Source organism: Herbaspirillum sp. YR522 (assembly GCF_000282575.1).
In the GTDB taxonomy this organism is placed as follows: domain Bacteria; phylum Pseudomonadota; class Gammaproteobacteria; order Burkholderiales; family Burkholderiaceae_D; genus Herbaspirillum.
In genome coordinates, this window is sequence record NZ_AKJA01000132.1 from 138,266 (window position 1) to 161,362 (window position 23,097).

23 protein-coding genes are annotated in these 23,097 nt (G+C 62.9%); 9 read left to right on the forward strand and 14 right to left on the reverse strand.

Features of this window, described 5'->3' with window-relative positions:
* Positions 1-9: 9 nt before the first annotated feature.
* The 10 genes from paaK to PMI40_RS18905 all read right to left on the reverse strand — a co-directional run bounded on the left by paaK (position 10) and on the right by PMI40_RS18905 (position 8,642).
* Positions 10-1,338, reverse strand: coding sequence for a phenylacetate--CoA ligase PaaK (gene paaK, locus PMI40_RS18860; protein WP_008118630.1), 1,329 nt, complete (start codon positions 1,336-1,338; stop codon positions 10-12).
* A 45-nt stretch (positions 1,339-1,383) separates the two neighbouring features.
* Entirely contained in the window at positions 1,384-1,851 is a 468-nt protein-coding gene (gene paaI, locus PMI40_RS18865; RefSeq protein ID WP_008118631.1) for a hydroxyphenylacetyl-CoA thioesterase PaaI, read from the reverse strand.
* Entirely contained in the window at positions 1,844-3,373 is a 1,530-nt protein-coding gene (locus tag PMI40_RS18870; RefSeq protein WP_008118633.1) for a 3-hydroxyacyl-CoA dehydrogenase, read from the reverse strand. The genes paaI and PMI40_RS18870 overlap by 8 nt, the downstream gene beginning before the upstream one ends.
* Positions 3,370-4,161 carry a 2-(1,2-epoxy-1,2-dihydrophenyl)acetyl-CoA isomerase PaaG gene (gene paaG / locus PMI40_RS18875; RefSeq protein WP_008118634.1) on the reverse strand — a complete coding sequence of 264 codons (792 nt, stop codon included), beginning with the start codon at positions 4,159-4,161 and terminating at the stop codon, positions 3,370-3,372. The genes PMI40_RS18870 and paaG overlap by 4 nt, the downstream gene beginning before the upstream one ends.
* Before the next feature lie 48 nt (positions 4,162-4,209).
* Positions 4,210-5,283: a 1,2-phenylacetyl-CoA epoxidase subunit PaaE gene (paaE, locus tag PMI40_RS18880; RefSeq protein WP_008118635.1), complete on the reverse strand. Its 1,074-nt coding sequence runs from the start codon at positions 5,281-5,283 to the stop codon at positions 4,210-4,212.
* A 31-nt stretch (positions 5,284-5,314) separates the two neighbouring features.
* Positions 5,315-5,854: a 1,2-phenylacetyl-CoA epoxidase subunit PaaD gene (gene paaD, locus PMI40_RS18885; protein ID WP_008118636.1), complete on the reverse strand. Its 540-nt coding sequence runs from the start codon at positions 5,852-5,854 to the stop codon at positions 5,315-5,317.
* Positions 5,851-6,603, reverse strand: coding sequence for a 1,2-phenylacetyl-CoA epoxidase subunit PaaC (paaC, locus tag PMI40_RS18890; protein ID WP_040502430.1), 753 nt, complete (start codon positions 6,601-6,603; stop codon positions 5,851-5,853). The genes paaD and paaC overlap by 4 nt, the downstream gene beginning before the upstream one ends.
* Before the next feature lie 20 nt (positions 6,604-6,623).
* Positions 6,624-6,908: a 1,2-phenylacetyl-CoA epoxidase subunit PaaB gene (gene paaB, locus PMI40_RS18895; RefSeq protein ID WP_008118638.1), complete on the reverse strand. Its 285-nt coding sequence runs from the start codon at positions 6,906-6,908 to the stop codon at positions 6,624-6,626.
* 45 nt (positions 6,909-6,953) lie between these two features.
* Complete coding sequence (paaA, locus tag PMI40_RS18900) at positions 6,954-7,940, reverse strand: 1,2-phenylacetyl-CoA epoxidase subunit PaaA (protein ID WP_008118639.1); 987 nt, start codon at positions 7,938-7,940, stop codon at positions 6,954-6,956.
* Between the two features lie 99 nt (positions 7,941-8,039).
* Positions 8,040-8,642, reverse strand: a complete 603-nt coding sequence (locus PMI40_RS18905; RefSeq protein ID WP_008118640.1) for a phenylacetic acid degradation protein PaaY — start codon at positions 8,640-8,642, stop codon at positions 8,040-8,042.
* 398 nt (positions 8,643-9,040) lie between these two features.
* On the opposite strand from PMI40_RS18905, the gene PMI40_RS18910 reads away from it, so the two are divergent.
* From PMI40_RS18910 to PMI40_RS23435, 8 genes are all read left to right on the forward strand, one after another.
* Positions 9,041-9,661, forward strand: coding sequence for a TetR/AcrR family transcriptional regulator (locus PMI40_RS18910; protein ID WP_008118642.1), 621 nt, complete (start codon positions 9,041-9,043; stop codon positions 9,659-9,661).
* A gap of 108 nt (positions 9,662-9,769) precedes the next feature.
* Positions 9,770-10,915: an ABC transporter substrate-binding protein gene (locus PMI40_RS18915; protein ID WP_008118643.1), complete on the forward strand. Its 1,146-nt coding sequence runs from the start codon at positions 9,770-9,772 to the stop codon at positions 10,913-10,915.
* Positions 10,916-11,002: 87 nt separating this feature from the next.
* On the forward strand, positions 11,003-13,054 hold the full coding sequence (paaZ, locus tag PMI40_RS18920; RefSeq protein WP_008118645.1) for a phenylacetic acid degradation bifunctional protein PaaZ: 2,052 nt from the start codon (positions 11,003-11,005) through the stop codon (positions 13,052-13,054).
* Between the two features lie 88 nt (positions 13,055-13,142).
* The gene (locus PMI40_RS18925) at positions 13,143-14,195 is read left to right on the forward strand and encodes a branched-chain amino acid ABC transporter permease (RefSeq protein WP_040502403.1); all 1,053 of its coding nucleotides are present in this window, start codon (positions 13,143-13,145) and stop codon (positions 14,193-14,195) included.
* A 10-nt stretch (positions 14,196-14,205) separates the two neighbouring features.
* Positions 14,206-15,996: an ATP-binding cassette domain-containing protein gene (locus PMI40_RS18930; RefSeq protein ID WP_008118649.1), complete on the forward strand. Its 1,791-nt coding sequence runs from the start codon at positions 14,206-14,208 to the stop codon at positions 15,994-15,996.
* A gap of 14 nt (positions 15,997-16,010) precedes the next feature.
* Entirely contained in the window at positions 16,011-16,787 is a 777-nt protein-coding gene (locus PMI40_RS18935; RefSeq protein WP_051001850.1) for an ABC transporter ATP-binding protein, read from the forward strand.
* A gap of 370 nt (positions 16,788-17,157) precedes the next feature.
* Positions 17,158-18,075: a hypothetical protein gene (locus PMI40_RS18940; protein WP_008118654.1), complete on the forward strand. Its 918-nt coding sequence runs from the start codon at positions 17,158-17,160 to the stop codon at positions 18,073-18,075.
* 17 nt (positions 18,076-18,092) lie between these two features.
* Positions 18,093-18,989: a hypothetical protein gene (locus PMI40_RS23435; protein WP_238540980.1), complete on the forward strand. Its 897-nt coding sequence runs from the start codon at positions 18,093-18,095 to the stop codon at positions 18,987-18,989.
* A 174-nt stretch (positions 18,990-19,163) separates the two neighbouring features.
* On the opposite strand, the gene PMI40_RS24120 is transcribed toward PMI40_RS23435, so the two are convergent.
* A complete protein-coding gene (locus tag PMI40_RS24120) occupies positions 19,164-19,601 on the reverse strand; it encodes a hypothetical protein (RefSeq protein ID WP_157221612.1) in 438 nt (145 codons plus the stop codon).
* Between the two features lie 131 nt (positions 19,602-19,732).
* Here PMI40_RS24120 and PMI40_RS23445 point away from each other — a divergent pair, with 131 nt between their 5' ends.
* A complete protein-coding gene (locus PMI40_RS23445) occupies positions 19,733-20,620 on the forward strand; it encodes a hypothetical protein (RefSeq protein ID WP_238540981.1) in 888 nt (295 codons plus the stop codon).
* A gap of 99 nt (positions 20,621-20,719) precedes the next feature.
* On the opposite strand, the gene PMI40_RS18955 is transcribed toward PMI40_RS23445, so the two are convergent.
* The 3 genes from PMI40_RS18955 to gmhB are packed head-to-tail and all read right to left on the reverse strand — an operon-like array spanning position 20,720 to position 23,083.
* Complete coding sequence (locus tag PMI40_RS18955; protein WP_008118659.1) at positions 20,720-21,667, reverse strand: M48 family metallopeptidase; 948 nt, start codon at positions 21,665-21,667, stop codon at positions 20,720-20,722.
* Positions 21,668-21,697: 30 nt separating this feature from the next.
* Complete coding sequence (locus PMI40_RS18960; RefSeq protein ID WP_008118660.1) at positions 21,698-22,501, reverse strand: 1-acyl-sn-glycerol-3-phosphate acyltransferase; 804 nt, start codon at positions 22,499-22,501, stop codon at positions 21,698-21,700.
* 24 nt (positions 22,502-22,525) lie between these two features.
* Complete coding sequence (gene gmhB / locus PMI40_RS18965; RefSeq protein ID WP_008118662.1) at positions 22,526-23,083, reverse strand: D-glycero-beta-D-manno-heptose 1,7-bisphosphate 7-phosphatase; 558 nt, start codon at positions 23,081-23,083, stop codon at positions 22,526-22,528.
* Between the last annotated feature and the right edge of the window lie 14 nt (positions 23,084-23,097).

Consider the following 23,097-nt stretch of genomic DNA (forward strand, 5'->3'; position numbering starts at 1 on the left):
TGAGGGGCCTCAGGCCGGCTGGGCGATCTTCGGACGCTGGTCGATCACGCGCCGGGCCTTGCCCACGGCGGTGCGTTCGATCTTGCCCGATTCGACGATACTGACCTGGGTGCTGATGCCCACATAGGTCTTGATGTGATGTTGCAGTTCGCACTGCAGGGCATCGATCTGCTCGCTGGAACTGGGCGCGCCGGGACGCAGTTCGGCCAGCACCGCCAGGGTGTCGAGGTGGCCGTTGCGGTTGACCAGCAACTGGTACTGGGGCGCCAGTTGCGGCATCTTCAGGATCAGTTCCTCGATCTGGGTCGGGAACACGTTCACGCCGCGGATGATCAGCATGTCGTCCGAGCGGCCAGTGATCTTGCCGATGCGGCGCATCGAGCGCGAGGTCGGCGGCAGCAGGCGGGTCAGGTCGCGGGTGCGATAGCGGATGATCGGCAGTGCCTCCTTGGTCAGCGAGGTGAATACCAGTTCGCCCTCGGACCCGTCGGGCAGCACTTCGCCCGTATCGGGATCGATGATCTCGGGATAGAAGTGGTCTTCCCAGATCACCGGCCCGTCCTTGCTCTCGATGCACTCGCTGGCCACGCCCGGACCCATCACTTCCGACAGCCCATAGATATCGACCGCATCGATCCCGGCGCGGGTCTGGATCTCGGCGCGCATGGCATCGGTCCACGGCTCGGCGCCGAAGATGCCGACCTTCAGCGAGCTCTTGGCCGGATCCAGTCCCTGGCGCTGGAACTCCTCGATCACGTTGAGCATGTACGAAGGCGTGACCATGATGATGTCGGGCTTGAAGTCCTGGATCAGTTGCACCTGCTTCTCGGTCTGCCCGCCCGACATCGGGATCACGGTGCAGCCCAGCTTCTCGGCGCCGTAGTGCGCGCCCAGGCCGCCGGTGAACAAGCCGTAACCGTACGAGATATGCACGATGTCACCCCGGCGACCGCCGGCGGCGCGAATCGAACGCGCCACGACCGTGGCCCAGGTATCGATGTCGTTGCGGGTGTAGCCGACCACGGTCGGCTTGCCGGTCGTGCCGCTGGAGGCATGCACCCGCACCACCTGCTCGCGCGGCACGGCGAACATGCCGAACGGATAGTTGTCGCGCAGCGCCTTCTTGCCCGTGAACGGAAACTTGGACAGGTCGGCCAGCGACTTCAGGTCGTCCGGGTGTACCCCGGCGGCGTCGAACTCGGCACGATAGTGCGGCACGTTTTCATAGGCGTGCTTCAAGGTCCATTGCAGGCGTTGCAATTGCAGCGCCTGCAGTTCGTCGCGGCTGGCCGTTTCGATGGCTTCGAGTTCGCCCGCCTCGGGCTTTTGCTTGGGCATGATGGTCTCCAAATTTAATTGTCTGTTCTGTATCGCGGCCGGGCCCTAGCTCGCCGCGGGTACGACCTCGCCCTTGATGCGATAGGACTTGCCGCGAAACAGCGCGATCTGCTTGCCGTCCTGGTTGCGCACGGTGATGTCGTAGACCCCGGTGCGTCCGGCCAGCGCGCGCTCCTGGGCCTCGGCTGTGAGCACGTCGTCGGCGAAGGCCGGCGCGACGAATTCGATACTGCATCCGGACGCCACCGTGTTGAGGTTGCGACTGTTGCACGAGAACGCAAAGGCGCTGTCGGCCAGGGTAAAGATGAAGCCACCATGGCAGGTCGCGTGGCCGTTGAGCATGTCGCGCCGCACCAGCATCGACAGGCGCGCATAGCCCGGACCGACCTGGTGGATCTTCATGCCCAGCGACTGGGTGGCGTTGTCGCGCGCATACATCGCCTGGGCGGCGGCGTCGGCCAGTGCCTGGGCCTGTTCGGGCGTGGGTTCCTGGGGTGTGGCGATATCAGGCATGAAAGTTTCTCCCGCTGGCGGTGAGGCGTTGGATCAGGGGCGAGACCCGATAGCGGTCTTCGCCATAGGTCATGCCCAGATGGGTCAGTACCCGGGCCACGTTGGCCACGCCGATGGCATCGGCCCAGGCCAGCGGCCCACGCGGATAGTTGACGCCCTTTTGCATCGCCATGTCGACGTCGGCCAGGCTGCACACGCCCTGGTGCACGGTGTCGGCGGCCTCGTTGGCCAGCATCGCCACGGTGCGCATGACCGCCAGCCCGGGGATGTCGTCCAGGCGCGTGACCGTGTAGCCGGCGCCTTGCAACAGTGCCACGATGGCATCGTATGCGTTGTCGCTGCATTGATCGGCACGCGCCACGGCAAGGCGCCGGGCGCTACCGTAGTCGAGCGCCAGGTCGACCAGGACGATGTCGCCATGGCCCTCGTCGTGCGCGCGCCGGGTAGCGCTGCGACCATCGGTCAGGTATAGCCGGGCAGGCCCGACCTTGGCCACCAGCCCATCGTCGCTGGCGGCCAGCTGCACCAGGCCGCCCCGCTGGGCCAGGATGCCGGCTAACGGGTGCTGGCCGAACACCTGCGCGGCTTGCGGTGCGGCCGGGCGCGGCGCCTCGGCATGGGCCTCGGGCAGGCTGCTGCCGTCGTAGCGATAGAAGCCGCGTCCGCTCTTGCGACCCAGGAAGCCGGCCTCGACCAGCTCCTGCTGGATCAGCGACGGGGTGAAGCGTGGGTCGGTGAAGTAGGCATGGAACACCGATTGCGTGACCGAGAAATTGACGTCGTGCCCGATCAGGTCCATCAACTCGAACGGCCCCATGCGAAAACCACCGGCTTCGCGCAACACGGCATCGATGGTGGCCGGTGTGGCGGCCTGTTCGTTGAGCAGGCGCAAGGCCTCGGCGTAGTAGGGGCGCGCCACCCGGTTGACGATGAAGCCCGGCGTCGACCTGGTGTGCACCGCATTCTTGCCCCAGGCACTGGCGGTATCGGCCACGCGCTGTGCCAATGCCGCATCGGTGGCCAGGCCGCTGATGATCTCGACCAAGGCCATCAGCGGCACCGGATTGAAGAAATGCATGCCGACCAGCCGCTGCGGCAGGCGCAAGGTGGCGCCGATACTGGTGATCGAGATCGACGACGTATTGCTGGCCAGGATGCAGTGGTCGTCGACGATGCTCTCCAGTTGCGAGAACAATGCACGCTTGACGTCCAGGTTCTCGACGATGGCTTCCACCACCAGCGCCGTGCCGCCCAGGTCTTCCAGCCGGTTGGCCGCCTGCAGGCGGGCACTGGCGTCGCTGGCGGCCTGGGCCGTCAGCTTGCCTTTGGCGGCCAGCTTGGTGAACATGGCGGCGATGTCGGCGATGGCGCGCTCGACGGCGCCGGGGCGGTTGTCGAACAGTTGCACGGTGTGACCGGCGGCGGCCGCCACCTGGGCAATGCCGGCACCCATGGTGCCGCTGCCGATGACGGCGATACGCGCGCTGGCGGGTAGGGGATTGGCGCTCTGGCTCATGCTCATTGCCCGGTGAATTGCGGTGCCCGCTTTTCGAGGAAGGCCGCTACGCCCTCGCGGTAGTCGCCGCTGGCGCCGAGTGCGCGCATGCTGTCGCGTTCCAGGTCCAGCTGTTGCTCGAGCGTATTGGCCGGGCTCTGGTAGAGCGCGGCCTTGGTATGTGCCAGGCCCAGGGTCGGCGCCTTGGCAAAATGCTGCGCCATGGCGCGCGCCTGCGGTTGCAACTGGTCGTCGTCGATGCACTTCCAGATCAGGCCCCATTGCTCGGCCTGCTCGGCGCTGATCTTCTCGCCCAGCAGCGCCATCCCCATCGCCCGCGCGGTGCCCAGCAGGCGCGGCAGGAAGTAGGTGCCGCCGGTGTCGGGGATCAGGCCCAGCTTGCAGAACACTTCGACGAACGACGCCGAGCGCGCCGCCAGCACGATGTCGCAGGCCAGCGGGATATTGGCGCCGGCGCCGGCGGCCACGCCGTTGACCGCGCAGATCACCGGCATCGGCAAGGCGCGCAGGGTCTTGACCAGCGGGCCGTAGTATTTCTCGATCGATTGGCCCAGGTCGACGGTCGCCTCGCCCGGCTTGACGGCCCGGTCCGACAGGTCCTGGCCGGCGCAGAACCCGCGACCGGCGCCGGTCAGCAACAGCACCCGCACGCTGCCGTCGGCCTTGACCCGGTCCAGCGCATCGCGCAGTTCGAGATGCATTGCCACCGTGAAGCTGTTGAGCTTGTCGGGGCGGTTGAGGGTGATGACGGCCACGCCGTCGGTGTTTTCAAAGAGGATCGATTCGTAGGTCATGGCGCTGGGAATGAAAGGGGAGGAGAAAGCCGGCGCAAGCGCGACCGATCAGGTGTCCTGGTCGAAATCCACCAGCAATTTGTCGGTGACCGGAAAGCTCTGGCACGACAGCACGAAGCCACGCGCGATCTCGTAGTCTTCGAGGCAGTAGTTGGCGTCCATGTCGACCTTGCCATCGACCACCTTGCAGCGGCAGGTGGCGCACACGCCGCCCTTGCACGAATAACGCATGTCGATGCCATGGCGCAGGCCGGCGTCGAGCAGCGATTCCTTTTCCTTTTCCATGGTGAACACGGTGTGGTAGCCGTCCACCACCACCGTCACCTCGCATTCCTGCCTGCCCACCACCGGGCGCGCAGCCTGGGCCTTGTGCTTGGGCGTACTGGCAGCGAACAGCTCCGTCTTGATGCTGGCCTTGTCCAGGCCGTGCGCCTGCAGCGACTGCGACGCCGCCTGCAGCATGTCTTCCGGTCCGCACAGGAAGGCGGCGTCGATGTCGTCCAGGTCGATCCACTTGGCGAAGAACTGGTCGCACTTCTCGCGGGTGATGCGGCCATTGAACAGTTCCACGTCCTGCTGTTCGCGGCTCATCACATAGACCACGTTGAGACGTTGCAGGTAGGTGTCCTTGAGGTCGGTCAGTTCTTCCTTGAAGATCACCGACGACGAGGCGCGGTTGCCGTACACCAGCGTGAAGCGGCTGTGCGGCTCGCTGTGCAGCGTGGTCTTGATGATCGACAGCATGGGCGTGATGCCGCTGCCGGCGGCAAAGGCCAGGTAGTGCTTGCGGTTGGCGGCGTCCAGCGGCAGGTTGAAGTGGCCCATGGGCGGCATGACCTGGATGCTGTGGCCGGCCTTCAGGGTCTGGTTGGCCCAGGTCGAGAACACGCCGCCCTGGGTGCGCTTGATGGCAACCCGCAGTTGCCGGTCCTGCACGGCCGAGCAGATCGAGTACGAGCGGCGCAGGTCCTCGCCGTCGACGTCGCTGCGCAAGGTCAGGTGCTGGCCCTGCTGGTACTGGAAGGTATCCTTGAGCTCGTCTGGAACGTCGAAGGCGACCACGATGGTATCGCGCGTCTCGTTCTTCACGCTGGCGATGGTGAGTGGGTAGAATTTGCTCATGATGTCGATTCTTTTTGGTCGATGGCGACGCTCAGTGCGCCTTGAAATAATCGAACGGTTCCTTGCAATCCCGACACTGGTAGAGCGACTTGCAGGAGGTCGATCCGAACTGGCTGATCACCGACGTATTGTGCGAACCGCAATGCGGGCAATCGACTTGGGCCGCGCGCATGCCGCGCCGGCTGATGCCGCTGATGTCGATCACCTGCTGTGCCGGTGGCGCGATACCGTAGCCCTTCAGTTGCGACTTGCCGTGCTCGCTCATCCAGTCGGTGCTCCAGGCCGGCGCCAGCTGCGTACGGATCTCCACCTGCTGCACGCCATGCCGGCCGAGCACGGCGACGATATCGTCGGCGATGACGCGCATGGCCGGGCAGCCCGAATAGGTGGGCGTGATGACGATGGTGCAATGCGCCTGGCCAGCACCGTCCTCGGTGATTTCGACTGCACGCACGATGCCCAGGTCGACCACCGAGATCACCGGGATCTCGGGGTCGGGAACCTGTTCCAGCCAGCGCCACACCTGCGCGTGCAAGGACGGGTCGGCCAGCCGCTGGGCGCAGGTGCTCACCAGGTCGCTCCCGGATAGGCGCGTTGCAGGAATTGCATTTCGGCCAGCAGGTAACCCAGGTGTTCGCTGTGCCGGCCCTGCTTGCCACCGCTCTGCATCCAGGCCTCGGGCGAGGGCATCTGCAAGGTCGCCTCGCCCAGCACCTCGGTGACGTGTTCGATCCACTTGCCGCGCAGTACATCGGCGGCCGGTGCCACGCCCGCGTCGATGACGGCACCGTCGACGGCGTCGACGGCAAACATCTCGCCCGTATACATCCACAGCCGATCGATGGCCTGTTGCATCCGGCGCTGCGACAACTCGGTGCCGTCGCCCAGGCGCACCACCAGGTCGGCGCTGCGGCGCACGTGATAGGTCACTTCCTTGATCGACTTGCCGGCGATCTCGGCGATACGCGGGTCGCTCGAGCCCATCAAGCCTTCCAGCAGGAAGTAATGCCAGGTATCGAACAGGAACTGGCGCGCCACCGTATCGGCGTAATTGCCGTTGGGCTGTTCCACCAGCAACAGGTTGTTGAACTGGTGGGCGTCGCGCAGGTAGGCCAGTTGATCTTCGGTACGCCCTTCGCCTTCCAGCTCGCCGGCGTAGCTGAGCCACATGCGGGCCTGGCCGATCAGGTCCAGCGCGACGTTGGTCAGCGCCATGTCTTCTTCCAGCGCCGGTCCCTTGCCGCACCATTCCGACAGGCGCTGCGACAGGATCAGCGCGTTATCGCCCAGGCGCCGTACGTAGTGTGCCTTGTCTGACATGCCGTTCTCCTCGATGCCCATCACAGGTTCTTCACTTCTTCCGGCATCGGGAAGAAGGTGGGATGGCGGTAGACCTTGTTGTTGGCCGGTTCGAACAGGGCGCTCTTGTCGCCGGGGCTGCTGGAGACGATGTCGGCCGCGCGCACCACCCAGATGCCGACGCCTTCGTTGCGGCGGGTATAGACGTCGCGCGCATTGTTGATCGCCATCTCGCCGTCAGGCGCATGCAGGCTGCCCACGTGCTTGTGGGCCAGGCCATGCTGGCTGCGGATGAACACTTCCCACAGGGGCCATTCTTTACTCATCATCTCTTCCTTGTCTGGCGTGTTGTTCTTGGAACCGGCCTGGCCTCAGGCGGCCTGGCGCGACTGTTTCTTCTCGGCGTGCGCCACCAAGGCATCACGGAACCACTCGCCGTCGTCGTAGGCCTGCTTGCGGGTCTGCAGGCGTTCGCGGTTGCACGGGCCGTTGCCGCGCAATACATTGTTGAATTCGTCCCAGTCGATGGCGCCGAAGTCGTAATGGCCGGTGGCCTGGTTGAACTTGAGATCGGGGTCGGGGATGGTCAGGCCCAGGTATTGGGCTTGCGGCACGGTCTGGTCGACCATGCGCTGGCGCAGCTCATCGTTGGAGAACAGCTTGATGCGCCATTGCGCCGATTGCGCACTGTTGACCGAGGCCGCGTCGGATGGGCCGAACATCATCAGCGACGGCCACCACCACCGGTTCAATGCGTCCTGCGCCATCTGCTTCTGCTCAGCGCTGCCGCGCGCCAGGGCCATCATGATGTCGTAGCCCTGGCGCGCATGGAACGACTCTTCCTTGCACACGCGCACCATGGCGCGGGCATAGGGGCCGTACGAACAGCGGCACAGCGGGATCTGGTTGATGATCGCCGAGCCATCCACCAGCCAGCCGATGGCGCCCATGTCGGCCCACGACAGGGTGGGATAGTTGAAGATGCTCGAATACTTGGCTTTTCCGCTGTGCAGGTCGCCCAGCAACTGGTCGCGCGACACGCCCAAGGTCTCGGCGGCGCTGTAGAGGTACAGGCCGTGGCCGGCCTCGTCCTGGATCTTGGCCAGCAGCACGGCCTTGCGTTGCAGCGTGGGCGCGCGCGTGACCCAGTTGGCCTCGGGCAGCTGGCCGACGATTTCCGAGTGGGCATGCTGCGAGATCTGGCGCACCAGGGTCTTGCGATAGGCGTCCGGCATCCAGTCCTTGGGTTCGATCTTGACGCCTTCGTCGATACGGGCCTGGAAGGCCTGCTCTTCGGGACTCATGTCTTCCCGGCCCTGGACCTTCTTGATGCCCGTCTCTACCAGTTGTGCGTACATGGTGCATTCCTCCATGAAATGAATGGTGTGGCCAAGCCGAGCGCACCGGGCCTGGCCGGCCCGCCGCCAGCGTCGAGGTGCGTTCTCGCCGGGCCTGTCTCAGGCCTGCTTGGCCGAGATCAGCGGTTCGACGAACGGCGCGGCCAACGTCGGCCGCTCGGCTTCGATCGCCGCCAGCGGTTGTACTTCCTGCATGCTGGCCAGGCAGCGCCGGGTCAGGTCCTGGTAGGTGCGGGTACCTTCCTGCTTCCAGGCGATCTCCTGCGTGCTGAGCTCGCGGATCTGCTTGGCCGGCACCCCCGCCACCAGCGTGCGTGGGGCGATCTTCATGCCGGCGCGCACGAAGGCGCTGGCCGCCACGATGGCCTGCTCGCCTACCTCGGCGTCGTCCATCACGACCGCGTTCATGCCTACCAGCGCATCGCGGCGCACGATGCAGCTGTGCAATACGGCGCCATGGCCGATGTGGCCGTTTTCTTCGATGATCGTGTCGTGCGCCGGGAAACCATGCACCACGCAGGTGTCCTGCACGTTGGCGCCGCGTTCCAGCACGATGCGGCCGAAGTCGCCGCGCAGGCAGGCGGCCGGGCCGATATAGCAATCGGGGCCGACGATGACGTCACCGATCAGCACGGCAGTGGGGTGCACGTAGGCGCTCGGGTCCACCACCGGGATCACACCTTCTATCGAATAGCACGGCACTGCGGTCTCCTTAAGCTTGGCTGCCCCGGACTGGTGGCTGCGCCCGGCGGGCTTTCATGGTCTTGGCAGCGGGGTCTTTCGGCATCCCCTGGATGCCGAAAAAACCATTTGCCTGACGCCGGTTTTTAGGGAATAATAATTTCAACCGACCGGTCGGTCAATAATGTTTTGAAGTTTTTTTGTGCATGAGCACCGTTTCGGTCAAGGCCGCAGAGGAAGTCGTGGCGGTGGCAGCAGGGTCGGGCAGGGCAAGCACGGTCATTGCCGGTTTTTTGCATCCAGGACACGCCGGGACGCCAGTGCCGCGCGCGCGTTGGCGCGGTTCACGGGCGATGTCGCGATTGGCGGCCGATTTGCGGCACAATCACGGCTTTGCAAAAAACATAAGGACACAGGCCATGCCACGCAAGCGTGCAGCAGGATTCGATAACCAGCGCGAGCACATCATCGAACAGGCCGCCGCCCTGTTCGCGCGCAACGGGTTTGCCGGCACCTCGATGAATGGCGTGGCCGAGGCATGTGGCTTGTCCAAGGCGGCGCTGTATCACTACGTGCCGGATAAGGTGCAATTGCTGATGTGCATCTGCGAAGGCCACATCGAGCGCCTCGGTGCGCTGGTCGATGAGGTGGCGCAGTTGAACCTGGCGCCCGAGCCGCGCCTGCGGCTGATGGTGCAGCGCTTCGTGGAGGAATACGCCGATGCCCAGAACGAGCATCGGGTGCTGACCGAAGACGTGCGCTTCCTGGAGCCGCAGGACCAGGAACGCATCTACGCCGGCGAGCGGCGGGTGGTGGAAGCGATGGCGCAGGCGATGGTGGGCGTGCGGCCCGAGCTGCAGGCCGCGCGCATGGCCAAGCCACTGACCATGCTGTTGTTCGGCATGATCAACTGGATGTTCATGTGGTTGAAGCCGGACGGCGAGCTGACCCATGAACGGATGGCGTCGGTGGTGTCGGACCTGCTGTTCGGCGGCATTGGCGCAGTCGACCTGGAGCCGCAGGCGAAGAACAAGAAGTGACGTGAACCCTCCGCAGAGGTGGTGGCGTCATTTCGGCAGGACGTGCAGCGCCGGCAGGCAAGCCGGCGCCACGAGAAGTGACAAGAACATCAACCAAGGAGACTGTTCATGAAATTCGTTCGCAAGCTGACTGCGCTGGTATTGCTGGGCTGCACCGGTGCCGCCATGGCCGACATCAACGTTGGCGTTACCGTGTCCACCACCGGTCCGGCCGCCTCGCTGGGGATCCCCGAGAAGAACACCATTGCCCTGCTGCCGACCACCATCGCCGGCCAGAAGATCAACTACATCGTCCTCGACGATGCCTCCGATACCACCCAGGCGGTCAAGAACACCCGTCGCTTCATCACCGAGAACAACGTCGACCTGATCATCGGTTCGACCGTCTCGCCCAATTCGCTGTCGATGATCGAAGTGGTCTCCGAAGCGCAGACCCCGATGATCTCGCTGGCGGCCTCGGCGCGTATCGTCGAGCCCATGGATGCCAAGAAGAAGTGGGTCTTCAAGACACCGCAGAACGACATCATGATGTCGCTGGCCATCGTCCAGGACATGGTCGCGCGCGGCTACAAGCGGGTCGGCTTCGTCGGCTTCTCGGACGCCTACGGTGAAGGCTGGTACACCGAGTTCAGCAAGGCAGCGGCCCTGAAGAAGGTCGAGGTGGTCGCCAACGAACGCTTCGCCCGCACCGATACCTCGGCCACCGCGCAAGCGCTCAAGCTGGTCGCGGCCAAGCCCGACGCGATCCTGATCGCCGGTTCCGGCACCCCCGCCGTGGTGCCCCAGCGCGCCCTGGCCGAACGCGGCTACAAGGGCCAGGTCTACCAGACCCATGGCGTGGCCAATGCCGACTTCCTGCGGGTGGGCGGCAAGGTACTGGACAACACCTTGCTGCCGGCCGGCCCGGTGCTGGTGGCGGCGCAACTGCCCAGCGACAATCCGATCCGCAAGGTGGCGCTGGACTACACCACCAAGTACGAGACCGCGCATGGCAAGGACAGCGTCTCGCTGTTCGGCGGCTACGCGTGGGATGCCGGCCTGCTGCTGCAAGCGGCCGCGCCCGAGGCATTGAAGAAGGGCAAGCCCGGCACGCCTGAATTCCGCGCCGCGCTGCGCGATGCGCTGGAAGCGTCGAAGAATGTCAACGGCGTGCATGGCGTCTACAACATGTCGGCCACCGACCACCTGGGCCTGGACCAACGCGCCTCGGTGATGGTCAAGATCGTCAACGGCACCTGGAAGTACCAGCCGTAACCGCACTACCGCGAAGTGCGCCGGCCACGACCGGCGTACTTCGTTCCAGCATCCAAGGCAATCGACTTGCCGCCATCAGGAACCGCCATGACTGCACAATCCACGCTCTTGCAGAGCTTCATCGCCGGCCGCTGGTTCGGTGAAACCCCGGCCCAGGCGCTGCACAGCGCCGTCAACGGCCGCCAGATCGCCAGCACCCACGCCGAGGCGATCGACTTCGGCGAGGCGCTCGAGCACGCGCGTCGCAGCGGCCTGCCTGGCCTGCTGAAGCTGGATTTCCAGCAACGTGCGGCGATCCTCAAGGCCTTGGCCAAGTATCTCAACGAGCACAAGGAAAAGTTGTACACGGTCTCGGCCCACAGCGGCGCCACCCGCGCCGACAGCTGGATCGACATCGAAGGCGGCAGCGGCACGCTGTTTGCCTATTCCAGCGTGGGCGGCAACGAGTTTCCCTCGTCCAACCTGGTCCACGAGGGGCCGGCCATCCCGTTGGGCAAGCAGGGGCGCTTTGCCGGTACCCATATCCTGGTGCCGCGCGGTGGCGTGGCGGTACATATCAATGCGTTCAATTTCCCGGTCTGGGGCATGCTCGAAAAGTTTGCGCCGACCTTCCTGGCCGGCATGCCCTGCATCGTCAAGCCGGCCACCGCCACCAGCTACCTGACCGAAGCGGCGGTACGGCTGATCAATCAATCGGGCCTGCTGCCGGCGGGGAGCCTGCAGCTGGTCATCGGTTCCACCGGCGACCTGCTCGATCGCCTGCAGGGCCAGGACGTGGTGACCTTCACCGGCTCGGCCGACACCGCCGCCAAGCTGCGGGTGCATCCCAACCTGGTTGCACGGTCGATTCCCTTCAATGCCGAAGCCGATTCGCTCAACTGCGCCATCCTCGGCCCCGATGTCACGCCCGACGATGAAGAGTTCGACCTGTTCGTCAAGGAAGTGGCGCGCGAGATGACCACCAAGGCGGGCCAGAAGTGCACCGCGATCCGGCGCGCCATCGTGCCGCGCCAGCACATCGATGCGGTGGCCGAGCGCTTGCGCGCGCGACTGGCCAAGACGGTGGTGGGCGACCCATCGGTGGAGGGCGTACGCATGGGGCCACTGGCATCCAAGGCGCAACAGCGCGATGTGGCCGAACGGGTAGCCCTGCTCAAGCAGGGCGCCGAGCAGGTATTCGGTGCGCAGGACGGCTTCTCGCCGCAGGGCGATGGGGTGTCCGATGGCGCCTTCTTCGCGCCGACCCTGCTGCTGTGCCGCGACGGCGCCAACGACGCGGTACACGACGTGGAAGCCTTCGGACCGGTCAGCACCCTGATCGCCTATGACGACCTGGATGGCGCGCTGGACCTGGCCGCTCGCGGTCGTGGCAGCCTGGTGGGCAGCCTGGTCACGCGCGACCCGGCCGTGGCGGCCAAGGCCATCCCGGTGGCAGCGGCCTGGCATGGTCGCCTGCTGATCCTGGATCGCGAGGCCGCCGTCGAATCGACCGGCCACGGCTCGCCACTGCCGCAGTTGAAGCATGGCGGCCCGGGACGCGCCGGTGGCGGCGAAGAACTGGGTGGCTCGCGCGCCGTGAAGCACTACCTGCAACGCGCGGCGGTACAGGGTTCGCCCACCATGCTGGCGGCGGTCGTGGGCGAGCACGTGCGGGGCGCGGCGGTGCGCGAAGCGGCCATCCACCCGTTCCGCCATCATTTCGAAGACCTGCGGATCGGCGACTCGCTGCTGACCCATCGGCGTACCGTCAGCGAAGCCGACATCGTCAATTTCGGCGGCCTGTCAGGCGACTTCTTCTACATGCACTTCGACGAGATCGCGGCCAGGGAATCGGTGTTCGGCAAGCGTATCGCGCACGGCTACTTCGTGCTGTCGGCCGCCGCCGGCTTGTTCGTCTCGCCCGCACAGGGACCGGTGCTGGCCAACTACGGCCTCGACACCCTGCGCTTCGTCAAGCCGGTCGGCATCGGCGACACCATCCAGGCGCGCCTGACCTGCAAGCGCAAGATCGATCGCAACAAGACCGACGTCAATGGCGTCGGCCAGGGCGTGGTGGCATGGGACGTCGAAGTCAGCAACCAGGACGGCGAGCTGGTGGCGTCATACGACATCCTGACGCTGGTGGCCAAGAAGCCGTAATAAGCCGCATCAGACGGCAATTCGTAGCACACCCCATGGCACGTCGCGGGAACCGACGTCGCCATGATGGCAAAACCGGGAGGAAGAAGTGGACGCAAGCATCATGACGGTGCTGATCCAGGACGGCATCACGACGGGCGCGATCTATGCCCTGCTGTCGCTGGCATTGGTATTGGTATTTTCGGTAACCCGGGTCATTTTCTTGCCGCAAGGCGAGTTCGTGGCCTTCGGTGCGTTGACGCTGGCGGCGATCCAGGCCGGCCAGGCGCCGCTGACCGCGCTGCTGCTGGTGGCGCTGGGGGTGGTGGCACTGGTGGTCGAACTGATCGACAACCTGCGCGTGGCCGAGCGCCGTACGCGCCTGGCTCCCAGGCTGCCGCTGTTGCTGGGCAAGACCCTGGTGTTCCCGCTGGCGCTGTATGCGCTCACCCGCAGCGTGGCGCTGCAGGACCTGCCGATGCTGGTGCAGATCGGATTGACGCTGGCCATCGTGGTGCCGATGGGCCCGATGATCTACCGCGTGGCCTACCAGCCGTTGGCGCACGCCAGCATCCTGGTGTTGCTGATCGCCTCGCTGGGCGTGCACCTGGCCATGGTGGGCCTGGGCCTGTTCATGTTCGGCCCGGAAGGCTCCAATACCAAGCCCTTCACCGACCTGCAGTTCAGCCTCGGCGACAGCATGGTGTCGGGCCAGAGCGTGATCGTGGTGGTCACGGTGGCGGCGCTGATCACGGCCATCTATTTCTATTTCGAGCGCACGTTGTCGGGCAAGGCCTTGCGCGCCACCGCCGTCAACCGCCTGGGTGCGCGGCTGGTGGGCGTGGGCATCAACCAGGCCGGCAAGCTGTCGTTCACCATGGCCGCCGGCATCGGGGCGCTGTGCGGGATCCTGATCGCACCGTTTACCATCGTCAACTACGAGTCCGGCTTCCTGATCGCGTTGAAGGGCTTCGTGGCCGCCATCTTCGGCGGGCTGGCCAGTTACCCGATTGCCGCGCTGGGCGCGTTGTCGGTCGGGCTGGTCGAGAGTTTCTCGTCGTTCTGGGCCAGCTCGTTCAAGGAGCTCATCGTATTCACCGTGATCATCCCGGTGTTGCTGTGGCGTTCGCTCACCAGCAACCATGTCGATGAAGAAGCCTGAGGGAGCCGCCATGTCATTTCCAACTTCCCTGCGCGCGGCCGTGCCGCTGGTGTTCTTCGCCCTGGTACTGCTGTTGCCGCAACTGGGCGTGCCGCCGTTCTGGATCACCCTGCTGTCGTATGTCGGCCTCTACAGCATCGTGGCGCTGGGCCTGGTGCTGCTGACCGGGGTGGCCGGCCTGACCTCGTTCGGGCAGGCGGCCTTCGTCGGGATCGGCGCCTACACCACGGCCTACCTGACGACCCAGTACGCCTTGTCGCCCTGGATCGGCCTGCTGGCCGGCGTTGCCATCACCGGCGTGTCGGCCTTGCTGATCGGCGCGGTGACCATGCGCATCTCGGGCCACTACCTGCCCCTGTCCACGATTGCCTGGGGCTTGTCGCTGTACTACCTGTTCGGCAACCTGGAGGTGCTGGGCAAGCATGACGGCCTGGGCGGCATCCCATCGATCTGGCTGGGCAGTGTCGAGTTCTCCAACGGGCCGTCGATGTACGTGCTGATCTGGATCGTCGCCATCCTGGCGTTGCTGTCGGTGCAGAACTTCCTCAACTCGCGTGCCGGACGGGCAGTGCGCGCGCTCAAGTTCGGCCAGGTGATGCCGGAGGCGATGGGGGTCGACACGGCGCGCATGAAGATCGTCATCTTCGTCTACGCCGCTATCCTGGCCGGCATCTCCGGCTGGCTGTATGCGCATCTGCAGCATGCGGTCAACCCGACCCCGTTCGGCCTGAAGTACGGCATCGACTACCTGCTGATGGTGGTCGTCGGCGGCGCCGGCTATGTCTGGGGCGCGTTGCTGGGCGCGGGCCTGATCACGCTGCTGGGCAACTTCCTGCAGGAATGGCTGCCGGGCGTACTGGGCACCGGCGGCAACTTCGAGGCCGTCGTGTTCGGCATTGCGCTGGTGATCTTCCTGCAGTACGCCAACGAAGGCCTGTGGCCATTCATCCAGGCCCGCCTGGGCAACCGGTCGCCGGTGCGTGCGCCGGACGACGCGCCAGCGCTGGCGCATGCCTCCAAGCCGGCCGCGGGTGAAGTGATCCTCGAGGTCGAAGCGGCACGCAAGCAGTTCGGCGGCCTGGTGGCGGTCAACGATGTCAGCTTTTCGGTCAAGGCCGGCGAAGTGGTCGGGCTGATCGGCCCCAACGGCGCCGGCAAGTCGACCACCTTCAACCTGGTCACCGGCGTGTTGTCCATCACCAGCGGCCGGGTCGACTATCGCGGCAAGTCGATTGCCGGATTGTCCTCGCGCGAGATCGCCAGTCGCGGCATCGCCCGCACCTTCCAGCACGTACGCCTGGTGCCCGGCATGACGGTGCTGGAGAACGCTGCCATGGGCGCCTTCCGGCGCGGTGACTTCTCCCCCCAGGGCGGTATCCTGGCCGGCATCCTGCGCGCCAATCGCAAGGAAGAGGCCAAGATCCTGGCCGAGGCGCGGCGCCAGCTGGAACGGGTAGGCCTGGGTGACATGCTGTATCGCCAGGCGGGCAGCCTGGCGCTGGGCCAGCAGCGCATACTCGAGATCGCCCGCGCGCTGTGCTGCGACCCGGCGCTGCTGCTGCTGGACGAACCCGCCGCCGGTTTGCGGCTCAAGGAAAAGCAGGCGCTCTCGGCGTTGCTGGCCAAGCTGCGCGGCGAAGGCATGGCGGTGCTGCTGGTGGAGCACGACATGGACTTCGTGATGCAATTGACCGACCACATCGTGGTCATGGAATTCGGCACCAAGATCGCCGAGGGAACCCCGGCCCAGATCCAGGTGCACCCGGCCGTGCTGGAAGCCTATCTTGGAGGAGCTCAATGATGAATGCCGAAACCATGATCGCCCATGCCGAGGTGGCCGCGACTGCGCAGGCCGGGCCGGTGGTGCTGGAAGTCGAAGGACTGTCTGCCCGCTACGGCAAGGTCGAAGCCTTGCACCAGGCCGCGCTCAAGTTGCGCGCGGGCCAGATCGTGACCGTGATCGGTCCCAACGGCGCCGGCAAGTCGACCCTGCTCAATGCCATCATGGGCGCCTTGCCGGTCAATGCATCGGCCAGCGGACGGGTGCTGTACCAGGGCCATGACCTGTCCAGCCTGGAGGTCGAGGAAAGGGTCGCGCGCGGCCTGTCGCTGGTACCCGAGAAGCGTGAGCTGTTCGCCACCATGAGCGTGGAGGACAACCTGCAACTGGGCGCCTACAAACGCCACCGCAATGGCGAGCGCGATTACCTGGACCAGCTCGATGCGGTCTTTTCGCTCTTTCCCCGTCTCAAGGAGCGGCGCAGGCAAGCCGCCGGCACCCTGTCGGGCGGCGAACGCCAGATGCTGGCAGTGGGACGGGCGCTGATGGCCAAGCCGCAAGTGCTGATGCTCGACGAACCCAGCCTGGGCCTGGCGCCGCTGATCACCCGCGAAATCCTGGGCATCATCAGCGCCTTGCGCGACACCGGCGTGGCCACGCTGCTGGTGGAACAGAATGCCCGTGCTGCCTTGCAGGTGGCCGACTACGGATATGTGCTGGAGATGGGCGAGCTGGTCAAGGAAGGGCCGGCCGATGTGCTGGCGGCCGACAGGCAGATCGTCGAGAGTTACCTTGGGTTGGCACGACATTGAACTGGCCACATTGAACTGCGCAGATCGATCATTGAAACAAGGATATCCGTGCATCCTGCAGGACGATCGACATTGATCGGGCCCGGGCGCGCTGCTTTGGCACACACCATGGCAGACCAGGAAATTGGCTTGGTTGCGGTGGCACAGGATGGAACACATTCCAACATGACAACGCGTCGGATGTTGCAATAAGATCAATAGCTAATTCTCGATATGTGGGAACTTCGGAGCTTGTCTCGTTCTAATAAACGACAATCCGCCGGGTTCGAACATGGGAAGGGCGCCATTGATGGGCAATTCGTGGGCAGCGCAATCACAGACAAATACAAAAGAACGTTCTTCCAAAGAACTTAAATGTGATTGCAACTTGATGTGGTCGCTGATCCAGCAAATGAGCACCAGGCGGTTGTGCCAAACGCATGGGCGCAATGAAGGCACCTTCATTCCAGTCTACAGCGACCGTGCTCGGCGTATTGCAGCCAGCTATGCCCGGTTCTATCTGGAAACCGAGCAATACGGTGACCCCGCCAAGAAAGGACGCTTCTACTGGATGGCACTGGGCGCCTTTGCCAGCAAGACCGTGGCCTGTTCGCTCGATGACATGCGGGTGCCGGTCATCGATTCGGTATTCAAGGGACTGGCGAAAGGCAACCTGTGGTTGTTCTTCGACATCAGCGGATGGCATTGGTATTACACGCGCTTTAACGGCAGCTTCGATACATGTATCGCCCAGCGCGATGCGTCGGCCTACGTCAAGCCGGTGAAAGACCAGATGCAGCATTATCCGTGGAAGGATGATGCGCTTGCCAGGGTCAAGAACATGCATGAGCATGCAGACATTGCGCGGGGCTTTGCCCTGTTGAAGGAGATTGAGGACAGCGAGAACGAGCGCGTCCGGGCAAATCTCCAACTGGAGCACTTGCTTGCCATTGCTGACCATGAGCAACGCGTAATCTTGCAGCCGTTGATTTATGACGACCCGGATTTTGCGAAATGGGTAAAGCGCCAGCGCTTGCCTGTTATCAATCTTGTCTCTCCAGCGCTTCAACTTGCGTTTACGAGTGCATGTGACACCAAGGATGCGCAATTGAAGTCGGTAGCCCCTTCCGAGACCAGATTGGAGGAATTCGAAAGTCGGATGAAATGGATCAATGATGCAGCCAAGCGTTTCCACCGGCTGATGCAAGCGCAGGCGGCGTATATGGAAGAGCAACTTCACGCAATGGCCGGATGGGTAGAGATGGACCAATCGGCTCAACAGCAGTATGTTCCGGTGACAATTCCCTAAATGGCTCTCGAAATATCGTGCAATCTATTTCTAAAAGAATCATTCCACTAAAGCTGCTGGCGATATTTTTTATCGTCGGATTGAATGGTTGCGACACCCACCAGCCAGGAGAAGGATCGAAAATGAAGGAGCACGTGGAACTTCGTCTCAACCAGTCAGGCGACGATCTGCTGAAAAAATACCCTGGCCGATTTAGTGTGAGTAAACATCCGACGGGGCTGAATTTTTATGTGGCGGACTGGAATAGCGATGCGCGCGGCAGCGTAGTAATCGGACAGCCGGATCATGCCGTCACACTTCCCTATATATTAGGCGCGACGGGAAGCGATGACTCAAATTTTCCTGACGAACATATTATCCACTGGGAGGTTACTGCCGGAATCGCGGACGGTAGTCCGATCGGGCATGACGAGGCCAGGCAACGATTCTTTTCCATTCTGCAATCGCTGCGCAATGCGGGCTGGGTGCGCGCTACGGATATCAGCGAGCCACGGCTCAACGGCAAGGATGCATTAAATTATCGACAAACCAGAGCTTCGGTCTATAGTCTTGATACAAACTATGTCTTGTCGCTTCAAGAGTGGATGAGCTTAAGGAGTCGGACTACCTGGAGTCTGTATTCTGATCATGCCTACCTGGATGTCAGCATCACGCGGGATCCCTCAAAAAACGATGTTACAAAACCGGGTGCCTACTTTTTGGAATATTCCTTGCAATCCCAAAACGAGTATTGGCGATCCGTTGTAGGCTCCAGTAAGCGCTTGAATTGGAAATCCGAACTGCCGGCGGTCGTTGCCAAGGGATTGATATCGCGTAAATCTAAAGAAGATGAGTTAAAGAAATCTCACATCCCCATCGACGAAGCCTACCGTGACCCTCCAGTCCCCCAACTTGGCCCTCAGTCAAATCAATAACATCACCCGTTTTATGCCAGGCCCGAAGCTAATCAATTCGCCCTTGCCTGGGCAGGCCACGGCTTGCCACTACTGAGGTTTATGCACGGCGGCTAGGGGGCGCCGGTGGCAGCGAAGAACTTGGTGGCTCGCGTGCCGTGATGCACTACTACCGAAGAGCAAGGGGAGACCCAATCAGGAAAGGACGCTTCTACTGGACGGCAATGGCGCCTTTGCCAGCAAGACCGTGGCCTGTTCGCTCGATGACATGCGGGTGCCGGTCATCGATTCGGTATTCAAGGCACTAGCGAAAGGCAACCTGTGGTGTTCTTCGACATCAGCGGATGGCATTGGTATTACACGCGCTTTAACGGCAGCTTCGATACATGTATCGCCCAGCAAAAGCGGTGACCCTTGCAACCGTTGATTCATGACGATGCGGATTTTGCGAAATGGGTAAATCGCCAGTGCTTGCCTGTTATCAATCTTGTCTCTGCAGCGCTTTAACTTGTGTTTACGAGTGCTTGTGACATCGACGACAAGACCATGAAATCCGTGGCTCCCAAGGAGACGATGCTCGAGGATTTTCAGAGCCGGATGAAATGGATCGTGAGCGCTGCTTATACCTTTCATGGGATGATGCAAAAGCAAACGTCTTATATGGAAAGCCAGCTAAATGCTATTGCCGCATGGGTTGACGTCGATCAATCCAGAGACATGCAGGCATATACACCACCGTCGCCTTTTTAATTGTAATTATGGTTTTGTCAAAAATATTGCCTGGACTAAGTCGTGCCAGAATCATTTTTTACGGCTTGATGATTTTTTCATCCATTGGGTGCAGTCCACAAAATCTTGAAGAGACGGTATCGATGCCTCGGAAAATTGAAATTCATGCTAATCAATCGGCCAAAGAACTACTCAAGCTTGGCGGAGATCAAGTGAAGGTGATCAATCGTCCTCCAGGCGTAAATTTTTATTCGATAGATTGGCCTCGATCCAGCCTTGGGACGGTACAAATTCGCTCCGGTGCCCATGTCGTAGAGATTCCATCTGTACTGGGAGTGGCAGGGAGCGATGATCCGAATTTTGCTGAAGAAAATATTATCAATTGGCAGATATATGCGGGTATTTCTGACCAAGAGCTTATGAATCACGATGAGGCCAGGCAACGATTCTTTGCCATTCTTCAATCGCTGCGCAATGCGGGGTGGGTGCGCGCTGTTCGCGTAAGTGAGCCACGGCTCAAAGGCAGGGAGGCATTGCATTATCTGCAAACAAGAGCATTGGTCTACAGTCTCGATCCCGACTATGTATTGTCGCTGAAAGAATGGATGAGCCTGGAAGACAGGACCACCTGGAGTTTTTACTGCGATCATGCCTATCTGGATATCAGCATCACGCGCGATCCTTCTCGAAACGACCTGGCAAAGCCGGGCGCCTATTTCGTCGAGTATTCGTTGAGAAGCGAAAATGAACGATGGCGGGCGGTCGTCGGCCCTGCCAAACGTGTGAACTGGAAGGCTGAATTGCCGGCAGCGCTCTCTGCGCAACAGAGGTTGCGAGCATTGGCAGAGGATGAATTAAAAAAGAATCACATCCCCATCGACGAAGCCTACCGTGACCCTCCCGTCCCCAGACTTGGTCCTTAGCTTGATCGATAACGTACACGTTTCGTACCAAGCCCAAAAGACAATCACCCTCCTTGCCTGGACTGGACTTCGGTCCGTCCGTGGAGGCATGAACAGGCACTAGAAAACCGGCAAAGTCTCCGGCGCACTGTCGCGCAAGGCCTTCTTGGCCATCGCGAACTCGGGAAAGATCGATTGCACCGTGGCCCAGAATTGCGGGCCGTGGTTCATCTCGCGCAGGTGTGCCAGTTCATGGGCGATCACGTAGTCGATCAGCGGCAGCGTGAAATGCATCAGGCGCCAGTTCAGGCGGATGCGACCGTCGGCCGTGCATGAGCCCCATTGGGTGGTGGCCGACGACAAGGCAAACGAGCGGAAAGTCACACCGAGCTTGTCGGCATAGACCAGCAGGCGGCGACCGAACAGTTCTTCGGCGCGCGCCTGCAACCAGCCCTGTACGCGATCCTTCAATTGCTGTTCGCCAGCGCCGGCCGGCAGGCTGACGTTGAGTTCCCGCGTGTCCTCGTCGAGGAACACGGCGGCGCGCTGGCCGCTGCGAATGCGCAGCGTGATGTCCTGGCCCAGGTAGGGCAGGGTGGCGCCGTCGCACCATTGCATCTGCGGTTGCAGGCGGCGCGCCGAACGCTCGCGGTGTTCGTTGAGCTTGGTCAGGATCCAGCGCTGCTTTTCACGCACCGCATTGTCGATCTCGGTCAGCGTGACCCACTTGGGCGCGGTCACCCGCAAGCCTTCGTCGCTGACCAGGAAACCGATGGTGCGGCGTTTCGAACGCAGCAGTGCATAGTCCAGCGTGTGCTCGCCCAGCACGATGCGGCGGCGTCCATCGGCCGGCCGGGTCGAGGGCGGCGTATCGGGCAGCAGCGTGGGCGGCAGGGGCGCTGCGTGCACCACCGGATGGGGAGTGACGATGAGCGGTGTCTGTTCGGTCGGCGACGGCAGGGCCGGACCGGGATCGGGAGTGACGACAGCCGGCGCGGCCGGTTCGATGGCGAACAGGTCCAGCGATAGCTGGTCGGGATTGGCTTTGGGTTTGCGCAGCAGGTTCAAGGCAGTCGCAGCGGTTATCTCACATGAAGTTCAGGACCGTGCCGGATCGCGCGAGGCGGGGGCTGCGGCGGCTTGCCGGGGCGCGCTGTTTTTATAGGCTGCCGGCGAAATCACGCGCATCTCCGATTCTATCCAGTTTTCGACCCGTTCGTTCATTTCCGCGGCGGTCATGGCGCCCGGCGCGATGGGCTTGCCGATCGACACGATGATGGTGCCCGGTTTCTTGATGAACGAACCCTTGGGCCAGCACTCGCCCGAGTTGACCGCAATCGGCACCACCAGGGTGCTGGTCTCGACGGCCAGGCGCGAACCGCCCGCCTTGTACTTGCCCTGGCTGCCCACGGCGGTGCGGGTGCCCTCGGGAAACATCATGATCCACTGGCCGCTGGCCAGCCGCTGGCGACCTTGCTCGAGCACCTGGGCGAAGGCGTCGCGCCCTTTCTTGCGGTCGATCGGGATCATGCGCAACAGTGCGATGCCCCAGCCGAAAAAGGGAATGTAGGTCAGTTCCTTCTTGAACACGAACACCAGCGGACGTGTCATCTGGATCACATAGAAGATGGTTTCCCACGCCGATTGATGCTTCGACAGCAGCACCGCCGGCGCGTCGGGCAGGTTTTCCATGCCGCGTACTTCGTGGCGCACGCCGCAGATCACGCGCAGCGACCACAGCACGAACACGTTCCAGCGCGAAGTCCACCAGTAGCGCTTGGGGTAGGACAGCGGCGCCGACAGCAGGCAGGCGAACGACCACACCATGGTGGCGATGGCCATGACCACCAGAAAGACAGCAGAACGCAGGATCAGGATAAAACGCAAGATATTGTCTCCCATGCACCAGGCATGAAGGGGTGCCGATCAGACCGATACGTCGACCGGCGATTTGAGGATGAAGTCGACCACGGCCGACAGGTTGGGGTAGACCAGCGTGCCCGGTGGCAGGCCGCCCTTGGCCTGGGTCTTCTCACCCTTGCCGGTCAGCACCAGGTAGGGCGCGCAACCGGCCACGAAGCCCGCCTGCAGGTCGCGTAGCGAGTCGCCCACGGTCACCACGCCACCACGCAGGCTGATGCCGAAGCGGCGGCCGATCTCGGTGAACATGCCCGGCTTGGGCTTGCGGCAGTCGCAATTGTCGTCAGCCGAATGCGGGCAGAAGAACACGGCGTCGATGTCGGCCCCGACCTGCTGGGCCGCGTTGTGCATCTTCTGGTGGATGGCGTTGAGGGTCTTGATATCGAACAGGCCACGCGCCACGCCCGACTGGTTGGTGGCCACCACCACCCGGTAACCGGCCTGGTTGAGGCGGGCAATGGCTTCCAGCGAACCCTTGATCGGAATCCATTCGTCCGGCGACTTGATGAAGGCGTCGGAGTCCTGGTTGATCACGCCGTCGCGATCGAGAATGATCAGTTTCATGCGATTGGCTTCCC

Excerpts from the sequence above, each read along its gene's own strand:
- PMI40_RS18930 (WP_008118649.1), top strand. The coding sequence starts at position 14,206 with ATGTCATTTCCAACTTCCCTGCGCGCGGCCGTGCCGCTGGTGTTCTTC.
- PMI40_RS18960 (WP_008118660.1), bottom strand. The coding sequence starts at position 22,501 with ATGGGAGACAATATCTTGCGTTTTATCCTGATCCTGCGTTCTGCTGTC.
- paaB (WP_008118638.1), bottom strand. The coding sequence starts at position 6,908 with ATGAGTAAAGAATGGCCCCTGTGGGAAGTGTTCATCCGCAGCCAGCAT.
- paaI (WP_008118631.1), bottom strand. The coding sequence starts at position 1,851 with ATGCCTGATATCGCCACACCCCAGGAACCCACGCCCGAACAGGCCCAG.
- paaK (WP_008118630.1), bottom strand. The coding sequence starts at position 1,338 with ATGCCCAAGCAAAAGCCCGAGGCGGGCGAACTCGAAGCCATCGAAACG.
- paaC (WP_040502430.1), bottom strand. The coding sequence starts at position 6,603 with ATGTCAGACAAGGCACACTACGTACGGCGCCTGGGCGATAACGCGCTG.
- gmhB (WP_008118662.1), bottom strand. The coding sequence starts at position 23,083 with ATGAAACTGATCATTCTCGATCGCGACGGCGTGATCAACCAGGACTCC.
- paaA (WP_008118639.1), bottom strand. The coding sequence starts at position 7,940 with ATGTACGCACAACTGGTAGAGACGGGCATCAAGAAGGTCCAGGGCCGG.
- PMI40_RS18940 (WP_008118654.1), top strand. The coding sequence starts at position 17,158 with ATGTGGTCGCTGATCCAGCAAATGAGCACCAGGCGGTTGTGCCAAACG.
- paaE (WP_008118635.1), bottom strand. The coding sequence starts at position 5,283 with ATGAGCAAATTCTACCCACTCACCATCGCCAGCGTGAAGAACGAGACG.
- PMI40_RS18870 (WP_008118633.1), bottom strand. The coding sequence starts at position 3,373 with ATGAGCATGAGCCAGAGCGCCAATCCCCTACCCGCCAGCGCGCGTATC.
- paaZ (WP_008118645.1), top strand. The coding sequence starts at position 11,003 with ATGACTGCACAATCCACGCTCTTGCAGAGCTTCATCGCCGGCCGCTGG.
- paaG (WP_008118634.1), bottom strand. The coding sequence starts at position 4,161 with ATGACCTACGAATCGATCCTCTTTGAAAACACCGACGGCGTGGCCGTC.
- PMI40_RS18915 (WP_008118643.1), top strand. The coding sequence starts at position 9,770 with ATGAAATTCGTTCGCAAGCTGACTGCGCTGGTATTGCTGGGCTGCACC.
- PMI40_RS18935 (WP_051001850.1), top strand. The coding sequence starts at position 16,011 with ATGATCGCCCATGCCGAGGTGGCCGCGACTGCGCAGGCCGGGCCGGTG.
- PMI40_RS18910 (WP_008118642.1), top strand. The coding sequence starts at position 9,041 with ATGCCACGCAAGCGTGCAGCAGGATTCGATAACCAGCGCGAGCACATC.
- PMI40_RS24120 (WP_157221612.1), bottom strand. The coding sequence starts at position 19,601 with ATGAAAGGTATAAGCAGCGCTCACGATCCATTTCATCCGGCTCTGAAA.